Genomic DNA, 21,311 nt, shown 5'->3' on the forward strand with positions numbered 1-21,311 from the left:
AATGGTCATCCTTTTTATTGTTGCTCACTTGTTTGTGTAGCTGGCTTTAATAAAAGCCAAGCAATAATTAATGTAAATACTGCTAATACGAAAGTGCTCATATAAATGACATGTACGCTTGATGCTAATGCGGATTGTGATTCGGTTACTACGTTTGCTGTAGTACCGCCATGTCCACCAGATACAAGATCAAGATTTTTAATACCACGTGCGTGAATCATCGTATTGAAGATTGTACCGAATATTGCAGCACCTAACGTTTGACTAAATGTATTAATAAATGTATTTAAACCAACAGCTGTCCCGCGTGTATGAGCTGGCACGGCTGCTTGAATTGTTACCATGTAAATCGGTGTCACAAGCCCCATTCCTAAGCCGAATAATCCGACTGCTACATAAATAAGGAACGATGGTGAATTTGTTGATAGTGTAAATAATAAGAACGTAGCAACTGATAAGATGCTAGCTCCAAGTAAAATAATTTGTTTCGTTTTTAACTTGCCAACTAAGTTACCCGAGAACATAGCACCAAATGTCCACATAACAGGAATTGGCATTAAAATGAGTCCAGCTTCTGTTGCATTTTTTCCTAAAACACCCTGGCTCCAAATTGGAAGATACACAGTAATACTAATAATCATTGCGCCAGCAATAAGAGTTAATATATTTATCGTAGATAATGTACGGTTAGAGAAAAGTGCTAGCGGAATTAATGGTTCCGGAGATTTTTTCTCGATGAATAAGAAAATAATAAATGAAACGACGGCGAAGATTAATAGGCCGATAATTGTTATGTCTCCCCAGTTTTGCTTACTGCTACCTGTTAATAATGCATATAGTAGAGCGATTGTACTTAATGAGAAGACTGTTGCACCAAGATAATCGATATGATGTTTAGCAGGTTTAATAGATTCTTTGTAGTAAATTACAATCATTAAGCAAGCGATAATTCCGAATGGGACGTTTAAGAAGAAAATATAACGCCAAGAAAGAGAATCAACTAAAAATCCACCTACTAACGGTCCGATAACACCGGATACACCCCAAACGGCACTCATCCAACCTTGTGCTTTCGCGCGGTCTTTCGCTTCGCTATATAAGTCTCCAATAATCGTCATTGTGATGGGCATAACAGCACCAGCACCGATACCTTGAAGCGCGCGGAAGAAAATTAATTGTTCCATCGATGTAACGACTCCGCAAAGTGCAGAACCGACTAAAAAGATTGTAGCCCCGATCAGTAAAACCTTTTTACGACCGAATAAATCAGCGAGCTTTCCGTATATTGGAGTCGAAACAGCTGTTGCAAGCATATAAATTGCATATACCCAACTAACAAGTTCGACGCCTGACAAATCACTCGTTATACGAGGGATTGCTGTACTAACAATCGTTCCTTCTACCGCAGAAAGAAACGTCATTAACATTAAAGACATCATGACTTTTTTTCTCATTTGTTTTCCCCTTACCCTTTTTAAATATTCAACAATATAAAATATAAAGGTACTAAGGTATATAAAGCAACAAAAAAGCAATGGAAAGTTACATGGAGCAGATGTTTGTCGCTTCTTGTCGGTAAGTCGATATATTTGAGAAATCGCCGATATAAGTTGTAGAATCGCTGATAAATTTGGAAAATCGCCGATATAATTACAGAATCGCTGATATATCTGTGGAATCGCCGATAATGATTTCATGGCAATATTAAAAAAGAAACAGGAATCCCTGTTTCTTTTTTTAATATTGCATTTTCGCGTTTTCTCCAGCTGTCGTTCCAGCAATTCTACCAGTAACAAGGGCTGATGTAATATTATAGCCACCAGTATAACCGTGGATATCAAGAACTTCTCCGCAGAAATATAAGCCGTTCGTAAATTTAGAAGACATTTCTTTCGGATTAATTTCTTTCACGGATACACCTCCGCCAGTAACGAATGCTTTTTCAATTGACTGCGTACCATTTACATTCACAGTAAACTCTTTAAAGTCTTTCACAAGTGCACGAATCTTTTCGTGAGAAACTTGTCCAGCTTGTTCACTACCGTCAATTTCATTTTTTTCTAATAAGAATAGGAAGTAACGTTCAGGGACATAACCTTTTAAAACGTTTTTAATTCCTTTTTTCGGATCTTCTTTCATTTGTTTCAGCATGCGCTGAAATAATTGCTCACTATTTTCCTCTGGCAATGCATCAATACTCATTTGTATTGTGTTCGTTTTAAACTTTTTAAGTGCTTTCACGACGAATTGACTACAGCGAAGAGCAGCAGGACCAGATAGGCCAAAATGAGTGAAGAGCATGTCCATTTTGTGAGAAATGATAGCTTTTCCTTTCGGGTTTAATACGCTTAAGTTTATATCACGTAAAGCAAGACCTTGTAATGAGCGATCACGTATAAACGGCTCGTTTGACAGGATAGGTACTTCTGTTGGGAATAATTCTGTAATTGTATGACCTGCTTTTTCAGCCCAAGCGTATCCGTCTCCAGTGGAACCAGTTTGAGGAACAGATTTTCCGCCAACAGCGATAACGACGTGATTTGTTTCTAACACTTCGCCTGTTTGCAGTACAACTGCTTTTGTTTGACCATTTTCATATTCAATCGTTTCAACAGGCGTATTTGTACGGATTTTTACACCTAAGTTTTTTAATCGTGTTAAAAGTGCGTCTACAACAGATTGCGCTTTGTTTGACACAGGGAACATGCGACCGTGGTCTTCTTCTTTCAATTTAACACCGAGATTTTCGAAGAATGTAATAATATCTTCATTATTAAAAATAGAAAAAGCGCTGTATAAGAAGCGACCGTTTCCTGGTATATGTTTAACAATTTCATCAAGTGGTAGACGGTTTGTTACGTTGCAGCGTCCGCCACCAGAAATCGCAAGTTTACGCCCAAGTTTATTTCCTTTATCAAGAAGTAAGACATTTGCGCCTTCTTCTGCAGCACCAATTGCAGCCATTAGCCCAGAAGGACCGCCGCCGATGACAATAACATCATAATGCATAATATATCGACCTCATTTTCTACATTTCCTGCCTAAAAGAATAGCATGTTTTCCCTTAAAAGAAAAATAGAGTGAAGTACTGCTTAATGAGAGAATTGTGGTACAATACAAAAGTTAGAGTTCAGCACTATCCTGCTATTTGTAGGCGATAAGACTAAAACCTCAAGATTTAGGAGAAGTAAATAGGGAGTCTGTTAGCCTGTAAATGCTCGAATGGTTCAACTAATAAGGAGTAGGAGAGAAGTCTCCAACTAATTATAGTTTCACTTTATGTAGATGTAGGAGGATTTTTGTATGTCCGATTCGAAATTTCTGCGCGGAACGCTTATTGTTACGCTAGGGACATTTTTAGTAAAGTTCTTAGGCATGATTTACGTCTTTCCGTTTCATGCATTAGTAGGCACAGAAGGCGGAACGCTCTATACATATGGATACATTCCATATACGATCTTTTTAAGTATCGCAACGGCAGGTGTGCCGCTTGCTGTTTCAAAATTTGTTTCCAAATATAATGCGCTTGGCGATTATAAAACGAGCCGGAGAATGTTCCGCTCGGGAATGGTTATGATGATAGTAACAGGAGTTCTTTCGTTCCTAGTACTGTACATGACGGCGCCATTGTTTGCAGAAGCGATGCTTGGTAAACAAAGTATACACAATAATGTAGGAGAAGTTACGACGATCATTCGTCTTGTAAGTTTCGCACTTATTGTTGTACCAGCAGCGAGTTTAATTCGTGGTTATTTCCAAGGTCACCAGTCTATGGGACCAACTACCGTTTCACAAATTATTGAACAAATTATTCGTATCGTCTTTTTATTAGCTGGTAGTTTTATCGTTATTAAAGTACTTGGCGGTACAGTTGCAACAGCAGTTGGAGTAGCGACGTTTGCTGCGTTCGTTTCAGCGGTTGGAGCACTCGGTGTGTTAATTTGGTACTGGTTAAAACGTAAAAAATATTTGGATCAATATTTAATTGAACAAACTGTACCAGAATCAACAGTAAGTACCGTTCAATTGTTTAAAGAGTTATTCGCATATGCGATTCCTTACGTTGTAATTGGGTTAACAATTCCTTTATATCAACAAATTGATACATTGACATTTAACTCAATTATGCAGGCGATTGGTCAAGGTGATATCGCAGAGCGAGCGCTTGGTATTTTCACAATGTGGACGCATAAGTTAATTATGATTCCTGTATCACTTGCAACAGCGTTTAGTTTAACGCTTGTACCAGCAATTACAAAATCATTTACTGAAAAACAATACCGCTATTTGAAATTACAAATTACACAAACATTCCAAGCAAATATGTTTTTAACATTGCCAGCAGTTATCGGTATTTCAACACTTGCATATCCAATTTACACTGCTTTTTATGACTCAGATCCATTAGGTGGACAAGTATTAATGTGGTATGCACCAGTTGCATTGTTATTTGCTTTATTTACAGTAACAGCGGCAATTCTTCAAGGGATTAATCAGCAGAAGCATGCGATTGTCGCGCTTATTATGGGTGTTATTTTGAAATTTGTATGTAACGTAATCTTTATTCGTTATTTCGGTACAGTAGGAGCAATTCTAGCGACCGCAGTTGGTTTCTTAGCTTCTGTTTGGTATACAAATCGACAAATTAAAAAATACGCACACTATTCATTCGGTGTTGTATATAAAAGAACATTCCAAATTGCAGTACTGACACTTATAATGGTCGTTGCTGTAAAACTATCACAATGGCTTCTATCCTTCATGATTTCGCCTGATGGCCGTATTGGTGCTCTTATAACAGTTGCGATTTGTGCAGGTATTGGTGGTCTTGTTTACGGATTGTTAGCAATTCGCACAGGAGTACTTGAAAGAGTATTTGGCGGAGAAGCATTAGATAAAATTCAACGTAAACTTGGTAGTAGATTTAAAATAAAGTTGAAATCAAGAGGGGCGTAATTACGTCCCCTTTTCTATGATAAATAAAGAAGGTGAAAAACGTGAGATTAGATAAATTATTAGCGAATATGGGATATGGAAGTAGAAAAGAAGTAAAGAAATTATTGAAAGATGGCGTTGTGAAAATTGATGGAACGCCAGTAAAAGATGCGAAAGTTCATGTAAATGTAGAAGAGCAAGAAGTTATGATTCACGGTGAAGTTGTGGAATACAAAGAGTTTGTTTACTTAATGATGCATAAACCACAAGGTGTTATTTCAGCGACGGAAGATGATAATCATGAAACAGTAATAGATTTATTAGAATTAGAAGATGCAATCTTTGATCCGTTCCCAGTTGGACGACTTGATATCGATACGGAAGGTTTCTTATTGATAACAAATGATGGGAAGTTATCACATCAATTATTATCTCCGAAAAAGCATGTGCCGAAAAAATATTATGCACACGTTGCAGGAGTAGTAACAGAAGAGGATGTAAAAGAGTTTGCTAAAGGTGTTATTTTAGACGATGGCTATGAAACAAAGCCAGGTGCGCTTACAATATTGAAAAGCGATGATATTTCTGAAATTGAGCTTGTGATTACGGAAGGAAAATTCCATCAAGTGAAGCGTATGTTTGAAGCGGTAGGGAAAAAAGTAGTCTACCTAAAAAGAACAGAGATGGGTCCGTTAGTATTAGATGAAGAACTAGAACTTGGACAATACCGAGAGCTAACAGATGAAGAAGTAGAAATGTTAAGAACATATCAAGTAGATACTGAAAAGTAGTACCTTTATAGGTGCAGAAAAAACCCCTTTCTAATAGTTAGAAAGGGGTATGTATTTATTTACATACAATTATTTTTCGTTATGAGGTCATTCTCACTTTCTTTCCTGTTGTTGTCCACTTACCGCGGCAAGGGCTATACACGAGTTCATTAAACTGCAACACATTTAGATCACGTTGTATCGTTCGCGGTGTGATCCCGAACTCATCTACAAGGTCTTTCGTCGTTACCGTTCCGTTTTCATTGATGTACATATAAATTGATTTAATGCGTGTTAGCATACGAGTAGTTGTAGGTTTCAAGAGAAAACCACTCCTCTACTAGTTTTTTTGACCCCATTCAGGAAAGAAGGTCGTTACTACCATTGTACTCTACATGATAAAATTCATGCTTTAATCTACTTAAATTTTACAAAAGTTTAACAAATATTTATATAGAAAAATATTGGTAGTTGACATTGTATATATGGTCAGTCAACTAACACATAAAATTCTACGTAAAACGCCAAATTCCTGCAAATTTTTTTGGAAAAATAAAAGAAAAACTAATAAGAAATGTCTGAAATATTACAATTGTTCGGTATTTAGTTTTCGTGTATGGCATAAGGGATTTCGGTTTGCTATGATGAAAGAGATAATATAGTGAAGGATGGATGCGTGATGTCAGCGATTAATTGGACTGAAGAAGTTGCAAAACGAAAAGATGATTTAATTCGTGATACACAACAATTTTTACAAATTAAAAGTGTATGGGAAGAAGAATCCGCGAAAGAAGGCGCACCATTCGGTGAAGGTGTAGAAAAAGCGCTATCTTTCATGTTACATAAAGGAGAAGCTGAAGGTTTTGCTTCTAAAAATTTAGAAGGATATGCAGGTCATCTTGAAATGGGACAAGGAGAAGAGTTAGTAGGTATTCTTTGTCACGTTGATGTTGTACCAGAAGGAGATGGCTGGACGACTCCTGCGTATAGTGCGGATATTCGCGACGGAAAGATTTTTGCACGTGGTGCAATTGACGATAAAGGCCCAACGATGGCAGCATATTATGCGATGAAAATTGTGAAAGAATTAGGCTTACCTCTTTCAAAACGTGTTCGTATGATTATAGGAACAGATGAGGAAAGCAATTGGAAATGTGTAGATCACTACTTTAAAAACGAAGAAATGCCAACAATCGGTTTTGCACCAGATGCAGACTTTCCAATTATTAATGCAGAAAAAGGAATTTCTGATATACAAGTTGTGCAAAATGGTAGTGAAGAGAAAAAAGGTACATATGAACTTGTTTCATTTGATTCAGGGCGTCGTTTAAATATGGTTCCTGATTTTGCAGAAGCGGTTATTACAGGAGAAGATGTAAATGCACTTACAGCAGCATATGAAGAGTATTTACAAACTGCTAAAAAAATAGGGAAATCGACTATAGAAGGCAATACAGTGACGTTGCAAATAGAAGGAATTTCAGCGCACGGATCTACTCCTGAAAAAGGAGAAAATGCAGGTTTATTATTAGCAAACTTCTTAACTACAGTTTCACTTGATGGAAAAGCAACTGCATTTGCGATATTTGCAACAGAAACATTTACTGGTGATATTTTTGGTGAAAAAGCTACTATTGCTTATAAAGATGAAATTAGCGGTCCATTAACAGTGAATGTTGGTCGCCTTTCTTATACGAAAGAGAATGGTGGTAATTTAGGATTAAACGTACGTTACCCAGTTACGACTAACTTTGAAGAAATGATTGCAAAGTTAAAAGAATATGTAGGTACGTATGGATTTGCAGTAGCAGACTATTCTAACTCTCGTCCGCATCACGTTGATAAAGATCACGAGTTAATTCGTACGTTGCAACGTGTATATGAGAAACAAACAGGTGAAAAAGCTGAATTGTTAGCAATCGGCGGAGGTACTTATGCTCGCTCATTAAAAGCTGGTGTGGCATTTGGACCGCTATTCCCTGGAAAAGAAGAACTTGCGCATCAAAAAGATGAGTACATTGAAATTGAAGACTTATTAAAAGCAACAGCAATTTATGCGCAAGCAATTCATGAACTAGCGAAGTAAAGTGAAACTTTAATCGCCGATATATGAATAATGACCGCTCTCTACTTTAGAGGGCGGCTTCTTTTTAATTGAATGAGATAAGAAAGAAAAGAAACAATAGAAAGAAGGAGACGGTGTACATGGATAGGCATTATTTTGTCGCAATTACGTTACCAAATCATATAAAAGAAGTGCTGTCTAACTATAAAGAGGATACGAATGAGGAATTACCATTTCGCTCGTGGGTACATAAGGAAGATTATCATATTACCCTTTCCTTTTTAGGAGGTGCGACAGAAGAACAGTTAAAAGGGATAAAGAATGGATTACAAACACTTACAAAAACAAAAGAACTATCGTTCACGTTACAAGGTTTTTCAACGTTTGGTAGAGAAGATCAGCCCCGTATTTTTTGGGCGAAGGTAAGTGAGAATCACGATTTGTTTCAGTTGCAAAAGCAAGTACATGTCATTTGTGAAGAAAATGGATTTTCTCTAGAAACACGCCCGTATCATCCACATATTACTGTTGCTCGTAAATGGATAGGAGAAGAAAAGTTTCATTTAGAAAGTATAAAAGAAGTACCTGAAATATCATTTCAAGCAGATACAATTACTTTATACGAATCCCACGTGAAAGAAACCCCGAAGTATAAATCGATTGCTGAAATAAAATTACAAAAATAGAATGGTGAAAACGTTTTTTATGCAGGTGAATATACTATAGAGAAGAATGGAGTTACTGTATAGAGTCTTGTTGATAAGAAAAGCCTTATCATTTGCAGCTCATTTTATCTCGCTCATTAAAGTTTCACTTTATTTTAACTTTGAGAATGATGGTGATTTTTTTATGTTGAAAGTAAAACGTCCATTTGATGCCTATTTAGATGAAATGAATAAAATTACAATTTTGCTCCCACATGCGTATGGAACAAGTCGGACATTTCGTTTGCAAGAAGGAAGTAATGTGAAAGATTTACCGATTGCTCATACGATTGCGCTTCCAGATGCAACGAAGTATGAGTGCTTTATAGAAGAGCCGCTAGATGTGGGAAAGTATTATACAGTACGAGATGAACGGAATGAAGAAACGGATTTACAAATAGGTGCTGTTATTCGAACAACAATTTTCGATGAAAAGTATTATTACGAAGGTACAGATTTAGGTGCTGTGTATCAAAAAGAAGAAACGACATTTAAAGTATGGGCCCCAACTGCAAGGCTTGCGAAAGTAAGAATTTATAAGAGCGATAAAGAATATGCCGATCATGAAATGTACAGGGGAGAAAACGGAGTTTGGATTCAAACATTACAAGGTGATTTAGACGGAGCACGCTATACATTTCTTGTTTGTATTAATTTAATATGGAACGAAGCTGTAGATCCTTATGCAAAGTCGGTGACGGTAAACGGAAAACACGGTGTTGTTATCGATTTAGAAAAAACGAATGTAACAAGAAGAGAAGGATTACCACCATTACAATCAATGACAGATGCCATATTGTATGAACTGCATATTCGTGATGCGACTATACATCAAAATAGTGGAGTGATTCAAAAAGGAACATATAAAGGATTGATGGAAGAGGGAACAACAGGACGGAATGGGACTTTAACAGGGTTGTCTCATATAAAAGATTTAGGTGTTACACATGTTGAACTATTACCGTTATATTGTTTCGGTGGTGTAGATGAGGCGAATCCTTCGTCTGCCTATAATTGGGGGTATAATCCATTATATTACAATGCACCAACAGGATTTTATGCTACAAATCCCTCTGATCCGTATAACAGGATAGTAGAGTGTAAACAGTTGATCGAGACATTTCATGAGCATGGCATTAGGGTAATTATAGATGTTGTATATAATCATGTTTATGAAAGAGAGCTATCATCATTTGAAAAGCTTGTTCCAGGATACTATTTTCGTCATGGTGAAGATGGTATGCCTTCTAATGGGACGGGAGTCGGAAATGATATAGCATCTGAACGGAAAATGATGAGGAAATTCATTGTAGAGTCTATTTTATATTGGCTTACTGAATATAATGTCGATGGATTCCGATTCGACTTAATGGGAATTTTAGATGTTGATACAATGAATATGATAGAAAAAGAAGTGCGAAACATAAAACGAGATGCTTTGTTATTAGGAGAAGGATGGGATTTACAAACACCGCTTCCTCGTGAGGAAAAAGCAACGTTAAATAATGCGAAGAAAATGCCACATATGGCGCAGTTTAATGATCAATTTCGTGATGGGATAAAAGGGAGTACATTTCATATAAATAAGCGTGGTTTTGCATTTGGTGGGCATGTAGACTGTAATCATTTGCAGTATATTGCAGCAGGAAGTCTTTTAAGTATGAAAGAAACAGGGCTGTTTCTAGAGCCGGCGCAAAGCATTAACTATGTAGAATGTCATGATAATATGACGATGTGGGATAAACTAGTGCGCAGTAATGAAGAATCAGAAGCGATTTTGAAAAAACGTCACCTGCTAGCGAGCGCAATGGTTATTCTTTCACAAGGTATTCCTTTCTTACATGCAGGACAAGAGTTTTATCGTACGAAGAAAGGAAATGAAAATAGCTATAATGCAAGTGATGAGATCAATCAATTAGATTGGGATCAAAAAGAGAAAGAAATAGAGACCGTTAACTATATAAAAGGTTTAATTGCGATTCGTAAAGAGCATGGGGCATTCCGATTACAAAACGCAGACCTTATAAAAAAACATATGACTTTTTTACAAACATCTACAGAAGTACTTGCATATCACCTAGAGCATGCAGAATCGTTTGGGCCGTGGAAAGAGATTGTCGTTTTATTTAATAGCGGTTTAGAAGCTAAAACTGTGCAACTTCCGAAAGAAGAAACGTGGCATGTGATAGTAGACGAAAAGCAAGCGAAAATAGAGCCAATTTCTTCATTTAGAGGAAAGGAACTTAGGCTCGCTCCAATTAGCACGTATATATTGACGATAATGTGACAAATCGCTACTTGACGATGAGAATGTAATAAATGTAGAATTGACAAAGGTGACGATTTTGATAAGTTGTCATTCTATGACAGGTTTTGTAAAATAAAATAGAGAATTTTTGGCTGAGGCTAATTTTTCTTTTCATTTACAGTAAAATATATGAATCCACAACATGTGTAGAAATGTTGCGGTTTTTCTTTTCATAACTATAAAAGATAAGGATTTGTTAACGGGTAATGAATATGGAATGGTTGGAACAATTATTAGGAAAAGAGTGGAGTCTTGTACCGGCTGGTGGAGTAACGGGCGATGCATATATTGCGCAAAACGGACAACAGAAGTTATTTTTAAAGCGGAATACATCGCCCTTTTTAGCGGTATTGTCAGCAGAAGGAATTGTTCCAAAATTACTTTGGACAAGAAGGGTAACGAACGGTGATGTAATTTCTGCTCAAAAATGGCTTCCGGGACAGAAGTTAGAGCCAGAGGATATGAAACTAGAACGTGTTGCGAAACTTTTGAAGAAAATTCACTCCTCTAAAGCGCTTGTACAGATGATTCAAAGACTTGGGAAGCAACCGCTTCACGCACAAGAGTTATTACAACAACTGCAACTCGTTTTAAGAGGAGATATAAGGGATGATGAAACAATTCAGCAAGGCCTTCAATATTTAATGGATTCATTAAAAGCTATTGAATACAATGAATTCGTTGTATGCCATTGTGATGTAAACCATAACAACTGGATATTGTCGGATGAAGATGAGTTGTTTTTAATTGATTGGGATGGAGCTGTAATTGCTGACCCAGCTCTAGACCTTGGTATGTTATTATATTGGTACATTCCGCGCCAGGAGTGGAGTGAGTGGCTCGGTTTTTATGATATTGAAATGGATGAATCGCTGCTTAGGCGCATGAGATGGTATGTGATAGCACAAACGATTTTGTCTATTCAATGGCATACAACAAAAAAACAGCAAGCAGAAGCTGAATATTGGCATCAATATTTACAGCAACTACTTGCTTCAGAATAATACTTAAGAAAAATTGTCCATTCCAGCAATCCACTGAGTAAGTTGTTCTTGATTATTGGAAATATGGTTGTCCAAATTAGAGGAAGATTTACCCGATTGACTATAAGAATATACATCGTTTAGCATTGTTTTAGCGTCACTACTTATATTATCGTTTGCGAGTAACGATTGAATGAGGCGCTCTAATTGCTCGCATTCTGAAACTGTCCCGCAGCAATCACTTTGGTGGTTGACTAAAATATCTTTCAGCACTTCTAATTGATGTTGTTGATTAATTGGCATGAACGGATCATCCTTTCGATTGTTTTTCTCTTCAAATGTAAGAGAAAAAGCTGTTTCGTCATGGAATGTTTAATGCTGTATGTAGTTTTTATCAAAATGGTACATCTTATACTTGAAAGAAACGGACCGAGTGCTCGTACGTACTTGGTTTTTTGTTTGGTAGATTGATTAAAAAAAGAAAGAAGGAATTATTCCTTTAAAATAGTTTTGTAAAGAGAGGGAGACATCTATGCGTTTAAGACATAAACCATATGCAATGGATCGAATTAACGAGTATTCAAATATCGTAATCGGAAACCCAGAGGAGCGCGCTGGTAACTGGAAAGAAGTATTTGGAAATGAACAACCAATTCATATTGAAGTAGGTACAGGTCGTGGCCGCTTTATGTATGATATGGCAAAAGCGAATCCACATATTAATTATATTGGAATTGAAAAATTCACAAGTGTTGTTGTAGATGCACTTGATAAATTAATTGAAGAAGAAGTGCCGAACTTAAAGTTAATTAATAAAGATGCTGAAGATTTAACAGTTTTCTTTGCAAAAGGTGAGATTGATCGCGTTTATTTAAACTTCTCAGATCCATGGCCAAAGAAGCGTCATACGAAGCGTCGTTTAACGTATAAAACGTTTTTACGCAATTATGAAGAAGTGTTAGTAGAAGGCGGAGAAATTCATTTCAAAACAGATAACCAAGGTTTATTTGAATATTCTCTTATGAGTATGGCTGAGTATGGTATGTTACTAACTTACTTAAGCTTAGATCTTCATAACAGCGACTTTGAAGGTAACATCATGACTGAATACGAAGAGAAATTCTCTAGTAAAGGTCATCGTATTTACCGAGTTGAAGCAAAATATCGTACAGAGCCTATGCAGTAATGCATAGGTTTTTTTATATCTAAAATAATCAGAATTTTATGTTAAGATTAATTGAAAGGGGGATGTGTAATGGAACAGTTACAAATTGGAGATATAAAAGTAACGTGGTTAAAAGGCGGAAATACACATTTAGATGGAGGGGCAATGTTTGGTGTTGTGCCGAAAGTACTTTGGTCACGTAAATATAAACATAATGACAAAAATCATATTTACTTACGAACAGATCCGTTACTTTTACAAACGAAAGATGGAAATATGCTCATTGATTCAGGAATAGGAAACGGTAAGTTGGATGAGAAGATGAAACGAAATCATGGTGTAACAGAAGAATCATCGGTTTATGAATCGTTAGAAAAACAGGGATTAAAGCCTGAAGATATTCAATATGTTTTAATGACACACCTTCATTTTGATCATGCATCTGGCCTAACAAAATGGGATGGGGATCACCTTGTACCAGCGTTTCCAAATGCGAAAGTTTACGTAAGTGAAACAGAGTGGAATGAAATGAGGAACCCAAATATTAGATCCCGTAATACATATTGGAAGGAAAATTGGGAACCGATTGTAGATCAAGTTGTTACGTTCCAGCAAGAAATAGAAATTACAGATGAAATTAAGATGGCGCATACGGGTGGTCATAGTGATGGACATGCAGTTATCGCTTTGGAGAGTCAAGGGGAAACGATGCTACATTTAGCAGATCTCTTGCCGACGCACGCGCATCAAAATGTATTATGGGTAATGGCATACGATGATTATCCGATGACCTCGATTGAAAATAAACAAAAGTGGATGAAGTATGGTGCTGACAAAGAGGCATGGTTTACGTTTTATCATGATGCATATTATCGTGCTGTGAAGTGGAATGAGGAAGGGCATATCGTAGAAAAAATAGAACGGAAAACGAGTATAGAAGCATAAAAATAGGAGGTTGTTCCATTATATTTATTGGAGCAGCTTCTTTTTTATTATAGAATTTTGCCGGTAAGTCGATATATTTAAAAAATCGCTGATATAATTTTAATCAATACCCGCAATTTCAAAAAAATAAGAGGTTCACCTAATGGGAACCCTCCGTTTTATGCTGCTATAACCTCTAAAACAGTACCTGTTTTAGCATCAACTAAAAATTCAAATCGTTCTTGTATATCATCTAACATTGTTGTAAGACCGCCGCGATAAACTTCATATGCGACATCATATTTTTCAAATGTCTCTGGAACCATATGTACCCAAGAGCCAGTAATTTCACCTTTATGACTTAATGCTTGTTTCACCATTTTCAATGCTTTTTCTGAAGAAATATGGGATTGTTCTTGTACTTTGTTTGCAACGAGATAACCAGCTGCGAACCCAACGCCAAGACCTGCTACTAAACCTTTCCAGCTCATATATTCACCTCAATTCTATAAAATAAAAATAGTGTACCAATAATAATTATAAAGCAAATACAGCTAAAAAAGAAGAAACTAGAAACATTTCGAAAATTTCGTTACAATAAAAGAGGTATTCTACTAAGGTTTGAAAGAAGGGGACTTCGTGAATAAAGAGACATTGCAATTATTTCGTACGTTAACAGAATTACAAGGTGCATCAGGTTTTGAACATGATGTACGCCGTTTTATGAAACAAGAATTAAGCAAATATGCGGATGAAATTGTACAAGACGGTTTAGGTAGCGTATTTGGTCTGAAAAAAGGGGACGAAACTGGCCCGCGTGTTCTTGTAGCAGGTCATATGGATGAAGTAGGTTTCATGGTTACGCAAATTACGAAAAACGGAATGCTTCGTTTTCAAACGTTAGGCGGCTGGTGGAGCCAAGTTTTATTAGCGCAGCGTGTACAAGTTATGACGAAGAATGGTCCTGTTATTGGGGTTGTTGGTTCTATTCCTCCTCATTTATTAAGTGACGCGCAACGTGCAAAACCGATGGATATAAAAAATATGTTAATTGATATAGGTGCAGATAGTTATGAAGATGCGATTGAAATTGGTGTAAAACCAGGACAACAAATCGTGCCGATTTGCCCATTCACACCGATGGCAAATGAGAAGAAAATTATGGCGAAAGCTTGGGACAACCGTTACGGATGTGGTCTTGCAATCGAATTGTTAAAAGAATTAAAAGATGAAACATTACCAAACACATTATATTCTGGTGCTACTGTACAAGAAGAAGTAGGCCTTCGCGGAGCGCAAACCGCTGCAAATATGATTCAACCAGACATTTTCTATGCGCTTGATGCAAGTCCAGCAAACGATGCATCTGGTGACAAAACGCAGTTCGGTCAATTAGGAAAAGGTGCTCTTCTTCGTATTTACGATCGCACGATGGTAACACATAGAGGAATGCGCGAATTCATTTTAGATACAGCAGAAACAAACAACATTCCGTACCAATACTTTATTTCACAAGGTGGTACAGATGCTGGCCGTGTACATACAAGTAACTCTGGTATCCCATCAGCAGTAATTGGTGTTTGCGCACGCTACATTCATACACATGCTTCAATTTTACATGTTGATGATTATGCAGCGGCGAAAGAATTAATTACGAAGCTTGTAAGAACAACAGATAAAACGACGTTAGAGACAATTAAGAATAACGCGTAGAGAAGAAGGGCGAAAAACCCTTCTTTTTTTAGATTGAAGAGAGGACCCAGCGATGAGTGGGAGCGGTCAGTGCTTAATTGGTGTTCGAATGATGTATGAAGACTCCAAGTAGGAAGTGAGAGGAAGGCTGTTTTTGTTTTCGAAGACGGTAATGTTGCTAGAAAAAACCTTCTTTTTTAGGCTGAATAGATGACTTGGTGATATGTGGTAGTGGTTGATGTTTAATTTGTAACTGAAGCGGATATTAGAATAGAATGATGAATTTTTATAGAGGTGAACGAAATGAAAGTAGTAGTTGGATCGAAGAATAAAACGAAGGTTGGCGCTGTGGAGAAGGTTTGGAAAGATGCTGAAATTACATCTCTTTCTGTTCCTTCAGGAGTAGCAAATCAGCCGTTTTCAGATGAAGAGACGATGCAAGGAGCGATTAATAGAGCGAAGCGAGCGCTAGAGGAAGGAGGAGCTCAAATTGGTATTGGGCTAGAAGGTGGCGTAATGAAAACGGAGTACGGTTTATTTATGTGTAATTGGGGCGCGCTAGCAACAATTGATGGGAAAGTATTTGTGGCCGGAGGAGCGCGTATTACGTTACCAGACGATTTTTTAGCACCTCTTGAAGATGGTAAGGAGTTAAGTGAAGTGATGGAAGAGTTTGTACATAGAAAAGATATTCGTAGTCACGAGGGTGCAATCGGTATTTTTACAGATGATTATGTTGATCGCACGGAATTATTTGTACACGTTGTTAAGTTACTTGTTGGGCAATATAAGTATGACAAAAAGCAAGCATAAACCTTGCACCATGCGTGATGTATGGTAGTATAAAAGAAAGATTATAACATGAAAACATGCACTCGTTAGAGGAGGAAATATAGATGAAGTCATTAGAAAGCATGGAGCAATTCCAACAATTAAAAAATGAAGAGAATGTAGTCTTTATGTTCTCAGCAGAATGGTGCCCAGACTGCCGTTTTGTAGACCCATTTATGCCAGAAGTAGAAGAGAAATATAGTGATTTCTCATTTTACTATGTAGATCGTGATGAGTTTATTGATCTATGTGTAAAATTAGACGTATTTGGCATTCCGAGCTTTGTAGCGTACAATAAGGGTGAAGAAACTGGTCGCTATGTAAACAAAGATCGTAAAACACAAGAACAAATCGAAGAGTTTATTGAAGGTTTAAAATAAGGCAATTTGCCAATTGAATTGTAAAACAACCTCTACCTTCGCGGGGGAGGTTATTTTTTTGGAAGGGAGGAAAAAGAGATGAAGATGACAAGTAAAAAGATGAAAGACGAGTTAATGAAGAAATTATCTCGCTCAGAATGGGACTTTCAGTATGATAGCGAGAAAGAAGTTCTACGTATAGAACAGAAAGACTCGAAAAAAGGTATTAACGTATCGCTTCCAGGAGTTGTGGCGAAATGGGAAGTGAACAAAGAAAAGGCAATTGAAGAGGTTGCTTATTACGTACAAGAAGCGCTAATTGCGATGAATAAAGAAGAAAATAGCGGAGCGAAAATTTTACCTGTTATTCGCTCTACTTCTTTCCCGAAACAAGCAGAAGAAGGAAATCCGTTTATTATGACGGATCATACGGCGGAAACACGTATTTACTATGCGTTAGATTCGAATAAAACGTATCGACTAATCGATGAGCGTCTGTTACAAAAATTAGAACTTACAGAACAGCAAGTACGTGAAATGGCATTATTCAATGCTCGTTCATTAGGTTATGAATTTAAACAAGACACAGTAGCGGGTAATACATTCTACTTTTTAAACACAAATGATGGGTATGACGCGACGCGTATTTTAAACGAATCGTTACTACAATCGATGCGTGAAAAGATTTCTGGTGACATGGTTGTTGCTGTTCCTCACCAAGATGTATTAATTATTGCTGATATCGTTAACGAAATCGGTTATGATATTATTGCACAAATGACAATGAAATTTTTTGCCGAAGGGCATGTTCCGATTACATCACTTTCATTCGTATATGAAGATGGAGACTTTGAACCAATCTTTATTTTAGCGAAGAATCGGAAGAAGACAGATGGAAAAGAGAAAGGATGAACGAAGTGAACGTTTTTTACAACCTTGAAGGAATTGGTGACACTTTAATTGTTGCCTTACAAGATATTACTTTAGAGAACCGTACTTTTGATCGCAAAGGAGATGTTGCTCGCGTTTATGATCGTGAAAGCAACGTAACGGGAGGATTCAACATCTTTAATGCATCTTCTTATTTAGAAGTAACAGAAACAGGTAACCTTACATTAACGAAAGAGCTTGTTGAGAAAATCAACGAAATTTTAGCGAAGAACGGCTTTGAAGAAACAGTAGAAGCAGATCTTTCTCCGAAATTTGTTGTAGGTTATATAGCTGAAAAAGAAAAGCATCCAAATGCTGATAAGTTAAACATCTGTAAAGTAGAAATCGGTACAGAAACATTACAAATCGTATGTGGCGCACCAAACGTTGATGCAGGACAAAAAGTTGTCGTTGCAAAAATCGGTGCTGTAATGCCGAGCGGTATGTTAATCAAGCCAGCTGAGCTTCGCGGTGTTCCTTCTTCTGGAATGATCTGCTCTGCACGTGAATTAGAGCTTCCAGACGCTCCACAAGAAAAAGGTATTCTTGTATTAGAAGATAGTTTTGAAGTTGGACAAGAATTTAAATTTTAATTGATATAAGAAAAGAGAGGTTGTCCTTTTGGGCAGCCTCTCTTTTTTGTCATTTTTGTTGGTAAGTCGAAATTTCGTGTTGAATTGTTGATATATTGAGAGTTGTGATAGATACACTCAAAAAATCGTAAATATGGTCAGGGTGTCACCTTTTGTCTTAAAATCTATATTGTATTTTATAAACAAACTAGTTAAAATTTAGAAAAATAGAAGGGGATAGACGTATGAAACAACAACCAAAAATCGCAGAACTTCTAAAACGAATTGAAACTTCAAAACAGCAAGATGTTGAACTAGGTACTTATGAAATATATGTGTTTAGTGAAAGTGAATTAGAAAAAGGACAAATCGGTTACCGATATGATAAACATAAAAAGTCATTAATAAGTGAAGAAAACGGAAAGTGGCAAGAAGGATGGATTGCAATTGGATATGAAACGGATATGGGCGATCCAGTTTTCGTAAATATAGATGATGACGCTTATCCAGTTTATACTGCAGAACGTGGTACAGAAACATGGCAGCCAGTTTATATTGGAAATATGGATGAGATTATAGGGCAATTATAAGAAAAACTTTGAATCCGGTGCAAAGTGATGGGAGAGAAGTATGAAGTATATAAAAATAATGAGCATGATTGCATTCATTGGAATATATATGGCCGGTTGTTCACAAGAGCAGCCGAAAAAAGAAACTACATCTTCTATACAAGAGAAAAACAAAGATACCAAAGAAGACGCACCGGTAGAAAAGCAGCAAGAACAAGAAAAGAACGAAGAATCGCAAGTAGAACATAGGCAAGAGGAAGTATCAGCCGAGGTAAAGAAAGAAGAAACTACAACGGTGCAGCCGATTGAGCAACCAGTGCAAAATAATGAACAAAAAGTAGAGAGTAATGAAAAGCAAGGAAAGTTTCTCGTCGTTATTGATCCAGGGCATCAACAAAAAGCGAATTTAAATTTAGAGCCGATTGGACCAGGGGCAACAACGCAAAAATATAAAGTGACAGACGGTACAACAGGTGTTGTGACGAAAAAGAGAGAGGCTGTACTTGTATTAGAAATGGCTTTTTTATTAAAAGAAAAGCTTGAAGCAAAAGGGATACAAGTGTTAATGACGAGAACGTCACAAGACGTTGATATAAGTAATAAAGAACGGGCGACATTCGCAAATAATCATAAGGCTAATTTATTTTTACGTCTTCATGCAGATGGTTCTGAAAATCCAAACCAAAGTGGATTTGCTGTATTGACGCCGGCAGGAGGAAGTCCGTATACGAAAGAGATTTATGCGGAAAGTCTTCAAATCTCTCAAACGATAGTAAATAAAATGAGAGAAAATCAGCAAGTGAAAGTAAATGGAATTAAATTTAGGGAGGACCTTTCTGGATTCAATTGGTCCAAAGTACCTGGCGTACTATTAGAACTTGGGTTTATGTCAAACTATGAAGAAGACAAAAAATTATCTGACCCGCAGTATGTAAATTCTTTATTGCAAAGTGTAACGGATAGTGTAGATGCATATCGGAAGAGTAAAGCTTAAGCGCAGTCTTACATGAAAGGCTGCGTTTTTCCATATGAAAACACTCGTAAATTAGAATATTGTGGATAAATATGACATGCTTAATTTTACCTGCACTTTTTGCCGAATGCTGATACAATAAAGGATGTTACTATTTAGTAGAAAGAGTGGTAAGCATGTTAGATTGGATGAAAAAGCTGTTTAACAAAGAGGAAGAACAAACAGCGATGAATAAAGAAGTACCAAAGCAAATTGAAAGTCAGCCGAAAATTCCTCGTGTAAACCACTACACTGAAGCAAGAGAAGCACAAATGGCAAGTAGGAATGCAGGTAAATGCCGTTTTCCTTTAGTACCGGATAATGGGTTCGATGAAGAGGATGAAAGCGAAGTAAATCGCTTTGAAGAACAACCTGTTCAAGGAGTAGCATATGAAGAACCGACTGCCCAAAGAGGAATAAAGGTGGAAAGAAGCAGACGACCGTATGTGGAAAAGGTAGTTTCTACATATGAAGAGCCGGAAGTGCAATATGAACCGGTGCGGGAGTCTGTCGTTAAAAAGGCATCTGCACCTTCGCAAGAGAGTAACCGTAGACCATTTCGTCCAACAGAAATGATTTCGCCAATTTATGGATATAATCGTCCTTCAGTAGAGAAAAAGGTTGAAAAGCAGGAGGAAGTAAAAGAAAGAGAAGATCTTGAAATATCTGTAGAGGGAAAAGCAGTTGTTGATGCATGGTTAGAGAAAAAAGGATATAAATTATCTGATTTCTCAGAAGGACAAGCAACGTCTTCTGCTCCAGGTGAAGTAGTTGAACAGAAAGGCCAACAGGGCAAAAAAGAAGAAAAATCAGTTGTTGATCAATGGCTAGAGAAAAACGGTTATGAAATTGAACGCCAAGTGCCTTTAGTAGAAGAAAAAGAAGTGATTAAAGAAATGAGTACACCGCAGGAAGTTTCAGCGGATGAATTACTTCATAAAACAGTAGCTGAGCAGATGGAAAGTGCTAAGCTAGAAAAAGATGTAGTGGTGTTAAACGAAAACAATCTACAAGGAGAATTAGTGGCTTCTAAAGTAGAGCATGAGGATACAATATTATCAGAAGAAATTAAACGTAATACAGAAATAAAACAACCTACTATTGAAGTAGAAAAGCAAGCTCCAGAAGAATCAGTGATTGTCAAAGCAGAAGAAAAACTTGAAGAAACAATCATTGTGGAAATACCAGAAGAGCTAGAAGAAGTGGAAGTAATTGCAGAAACGGAAGAGTCAGAAGAAGTAGAAGTAATCGCAGAAGCAGAAGAGTCAGAAGAAGTGGAAGTAATTGCGGAAACAGAAGAGCTAGAAGAAGTAGAAGTAATTGCAGAAACGGAAGAGTCAGAAGAAGTAGAAGTAATTGCAGAAACAGAAGAGCTAGAAGAAGTAGAAGTAATTGCAGAAACAGAAGAATCAGAAGAAGTGGAAGTAATCGCAGAAACAGAAGAAGTAGAAGTGATTGCAGAAACAGAAGAATCAGAAGAAGTGGAAGTAAT

Annotated in this window: 20 protein-coding genes and 1 pseudogene; 16 read left to right on the plus strand and 5 right to left on the minus strand. The window is 37.0% G+C overall.

Features of this window, described 5'->3' with window-relative positions; all coding sequences use genetic code 11:
- Nucleotides 1–14: 14 nt before the first annotated feature.
- Nucleotides 15–1,454 (minus strand): MDR family MFS transporter, encoded by a 1,440-nt coding sequence (locus H6481_RS25890; protein WP_001228030.1) that lies wholly within the window; start codon nt 1,452–1,454, stop codon nt 15–17.
- A gap of 283 nt (nt 1,455–1,737) precedes the next feature.
- Nucleotides 1,738–3,009: an NAD(P)/FAD-dependent oxidoreductase gene (locus tag H6481_RS25895; protein WP_025118400.1), complete on the minus strand. Its 1,272-nt coding sequence runs from the start codon at nt 3,007–3,009 to the stop codon at nt 1,738–1,740.
- Nucleotides 3,010–3,303: 294 nt separating this feature from the next.
- Here H6481_RS25895 and H6481_RS25900 point away from each other — a divergent pair, with 294 nt between their 5' ends.
- Nucleotides 3,304–4,956 carry a polysaccharide biosynthesis protein gene (locus tag H6481_RS25900; protein WP_001284026.1) on the plus strand — a complete coding sequence of 551 codons (1,653 nt, stop codon included), beginning with the start codon at nt 3,304–3,306 and terminating at the stop codon, nt 4,954–4,956.
- A gap of 41 nt (nt 4,957–4,997) precedes the next feature.
- Nucleotides 4,998–5,726: a pseudouridine synthase gene (locus H6481_RS25905; RefSeq protein WP_001234948.1), complete on the plus strand. Its 729-nt coding sequence runs from the start codon at nt 4,998–5,000 to the stop codon at nt 5,724–5,726.
- 79 nt (nt 5,727–5,805) lie between these two features.
- Here the strand turns inward: H6481_RS25905 and H6481_RS25910 are convergent, their stop codons facing one another.
- Nucleotides 5,806–6,027, minus strand: coding sequence for a DeoR family transcriptional regulator (locus H6481_RS25910; RefSeq protein ID WP_000805512.1), 222 nt, complete (start codon nt 6,025–6,027; stop codon nt 5,806–5,808).
- 357 nt (nt 6,028–6,384) lie between these two features.
- On the opposite strand from H6481_RS25910, the gene pepV reads away from it, so the two are divergent.
- The 4 genes from pepV to H6481_RS25930 all read left to right on the plus strand — a co-directional run bounded on the left by pepV (nt 6,385) and on the right by H6481_RS25930 (nt 11,786).
- On the plus strand, nt 6,385–7,791 hold the full coding sequence (pepV, locus tag H6481_RS25915; protein ID WP_182813581.1) for a dipeptidase PepV: 1,407 nt from the start codon (nt 6,385–6,387) through the stop codon (nt 7,789–7,791).
- 119 nt (nt 7,792–7,910) lie between these two features.
- On the plus strand, nt 7,911–8,456 hold the full coding sequence (thpR, locus tag H6481_RS25920; protein ID WP_000373843.1) for an RNA 2',3'-cyclic phosphodiesterase: 546 nt from the start codon (nt 7,911–7,913) through the stop codon (nt 8,454–8,456).
- 163 nt (nt 8,457–8,619) lie between these two features.
- The gene (gene pulA / locus H6481_RS25925; protein ID WP_069356317.1) at nt 8,620–10,761 is read left to right on the plus strand and encodes a type I pullulanase; all 2,142 of its coding nucleotides are present in this window, start codon (nt 8,620–8,622) and stop codon (nt 10,759–10,761) included.
- Nucleotides 10,762–10,988: 227 nt separating this feature from the next.
- Nucleotides 10,989–11,786 carry a phosphotransferase family protein gene (locus tag H6481_RS25930; RefSeq protein WP_002094168.1) on the plus strand — a complete coding sequence of 266 codons (798 nt, stop codon included), beginning with the start codon at nt 10,989–10,991 and terminating at the stop codon, nt 11,784–11,786.
- Between the two features lie 3 nt (nt 11,787–11,789).
- On the opposite strand, the gene H6481_RS25935 is transcribed toward H6481_RS25930, so the two are convergent.
- Nucleotides 11,790–12,068: a YtzH-like family protein gene (locus H6481_RS25935; protein ID WP_001122235.1), complete on the minus strand. Its 279-nt coding sequence runs from the start codon at nt 12,066–12,068 to the stop codon at nt 11,790–11,792.
- A gap of 229 nt (nt 12,069–12,297) precedes the next feature.
- On the opposite strand from H6481_RS25935, the gene trmB reads away from it, so the two are divergent.
- Nucleotides 12,298–12,951: a tRNA (guanosine(46)-N7)-methyltransferase TrmB gene (gene trmB, locus H6481_RS25940; protein ID WP_182813583.1), complete on the plus strand. Its 654-nt coding sequence runs from the start codon at nt 12,298–12,300 to the stop codon at nt 12,949–12,951.
- Between the two features lie 69 nt (nt 12,952–13,020).
- Nucleotides 13,021–13,875: an MBL fold metallo-hydrolase gene (locus H6481_RS25945; RefSeq protein ID WP_182813585.1), complete on the plus strand. Its 855-nt coding sequence runs from the start codon at nt 13,021–13,023 to the stop codon at nt 13,873–13,875.
- A gap of 158 nt (nt 13,876–14,033) precedes the next feature.
- Here the strand turns inward: H6481_RS25945 and H6481_RS25950 are convergent, their stop codons facing one another.
- Complete coding sequence (locus H6481_RS25950) at nt 14,034–14,345, minus strand: PepSY domain-containing protein (RefSeq protein ID WP_000118541.1); 312 nt, start codon at nt 14,343–14,345, stop codon at nt 14,034–14,036.
- 148 nt (nt 14,346–14,493) lie between these two features.
- Here H6481_RS25950 and H6481_RS25955 point away from each other — a divergent pair, with 148 nt between their 5' ends.
- The 8 genes and pseudogenes from H6481_RS25955 to H6481_RS25990 form a co-directional block, all read left to right on the plus strand.
- Nucleotides 14,494–15,567: a M42 family metallopeptidase gene (locus H6481_RS25955; protein ID WP_001031517.1), complete on the plus strand. Its 1,074-nt coding sequence runs from the start codon at nt 14,494–14,496 to the stop codon at nt 15,565–15,567.
- A gap of 282 nt (nt 15,568–15,849) precedes the next feature.
- Nucleotides 15,850–16,359 (plus strand): DUF84 family protein, encoded by a 510-nt coding sequence (locus H6481_RS25960; RefSeq protein WP_182813587.1) that lies wholly within the window; start codon nt 15,850–15,852, stop codon nt 16,357–16,359.
- An 83-nt stretch (nt 16,360–16,442) separates the two neighbouring features.
- Complete coding sequence (locus H6481_RS25965; protein ID WP_000838193.1) at nt 16,443–16,757, plus strand: thioredoxin family protein; 315 nt, start codon at nt 16,443–16,445, stop codon at nt 16,755–16,757.
- 78 nt (nt 16,758–16,835) lie between these two features.
- Nucleotides 16,836–17,648: a DUF1444 domain-containing protein gene (locus H6481_RS25970; protein ID WP_182813589.1), complete on the plus strand. Its 813-nt coding sequence runs from the start codon at nt 16,836–16,838 to the stop codon at nt 17,646–17,648.
- Complete coding sequence (gene ytpR / locus H6481_RS25975; RefSeq protein WP_182813590.1) at nt 17,645–18,259, plus strand: YtpR family tRNA-binding protein; 615 nt, start codon at nt 17,645–17,647, stop codon at nt 18,257–18,259. The genes H6481_RS25970 and ytpR overlap by 4 nt, the downstream gene beginning before the upstream one ends.
- A 224-nt stretch (nt 18,260–18,483) precedes the next feature.
- Nucleotides 18,484–18,828, plus strand: coding sequence for a hypothetical protein (locus tag H6481_RS25980; RefSeq protein ID WP_000813348.1), 345 nt, complete (start codon nt 18,484–18,486; stop codon nt 18,826–18,828).
- A gap of 40 nt (nt 18,829–18,868) precedes the next feature.
- Entirely contained in the window at nt 18,869–19,801 is a 933-nt protein-coding gene (locus H6481_RS25985) for an N-acetylmuramoyl-L-alanine amidase (RefSeq protein WP_182813592.1), read from the plus strand.
- A gap of 155 nt (nt 19,802–19,956) precedes the next feature.
- Nucleotides 19,957–21,311: pseudogene (locus H6481_RS25990) on the plus strand (DNA translocase FtsK); the annotation flags it as partial.

Source organism: Bacillus sp. ME78 (genome assembly GCF_903970865.1).
Taxonomy (GTDB): domain Bacteria; phylum Bacillota; class Bacilli; order Bacillales; family Bacillaceae_G; genus Bacillus_A; species Bacillus_A cereus.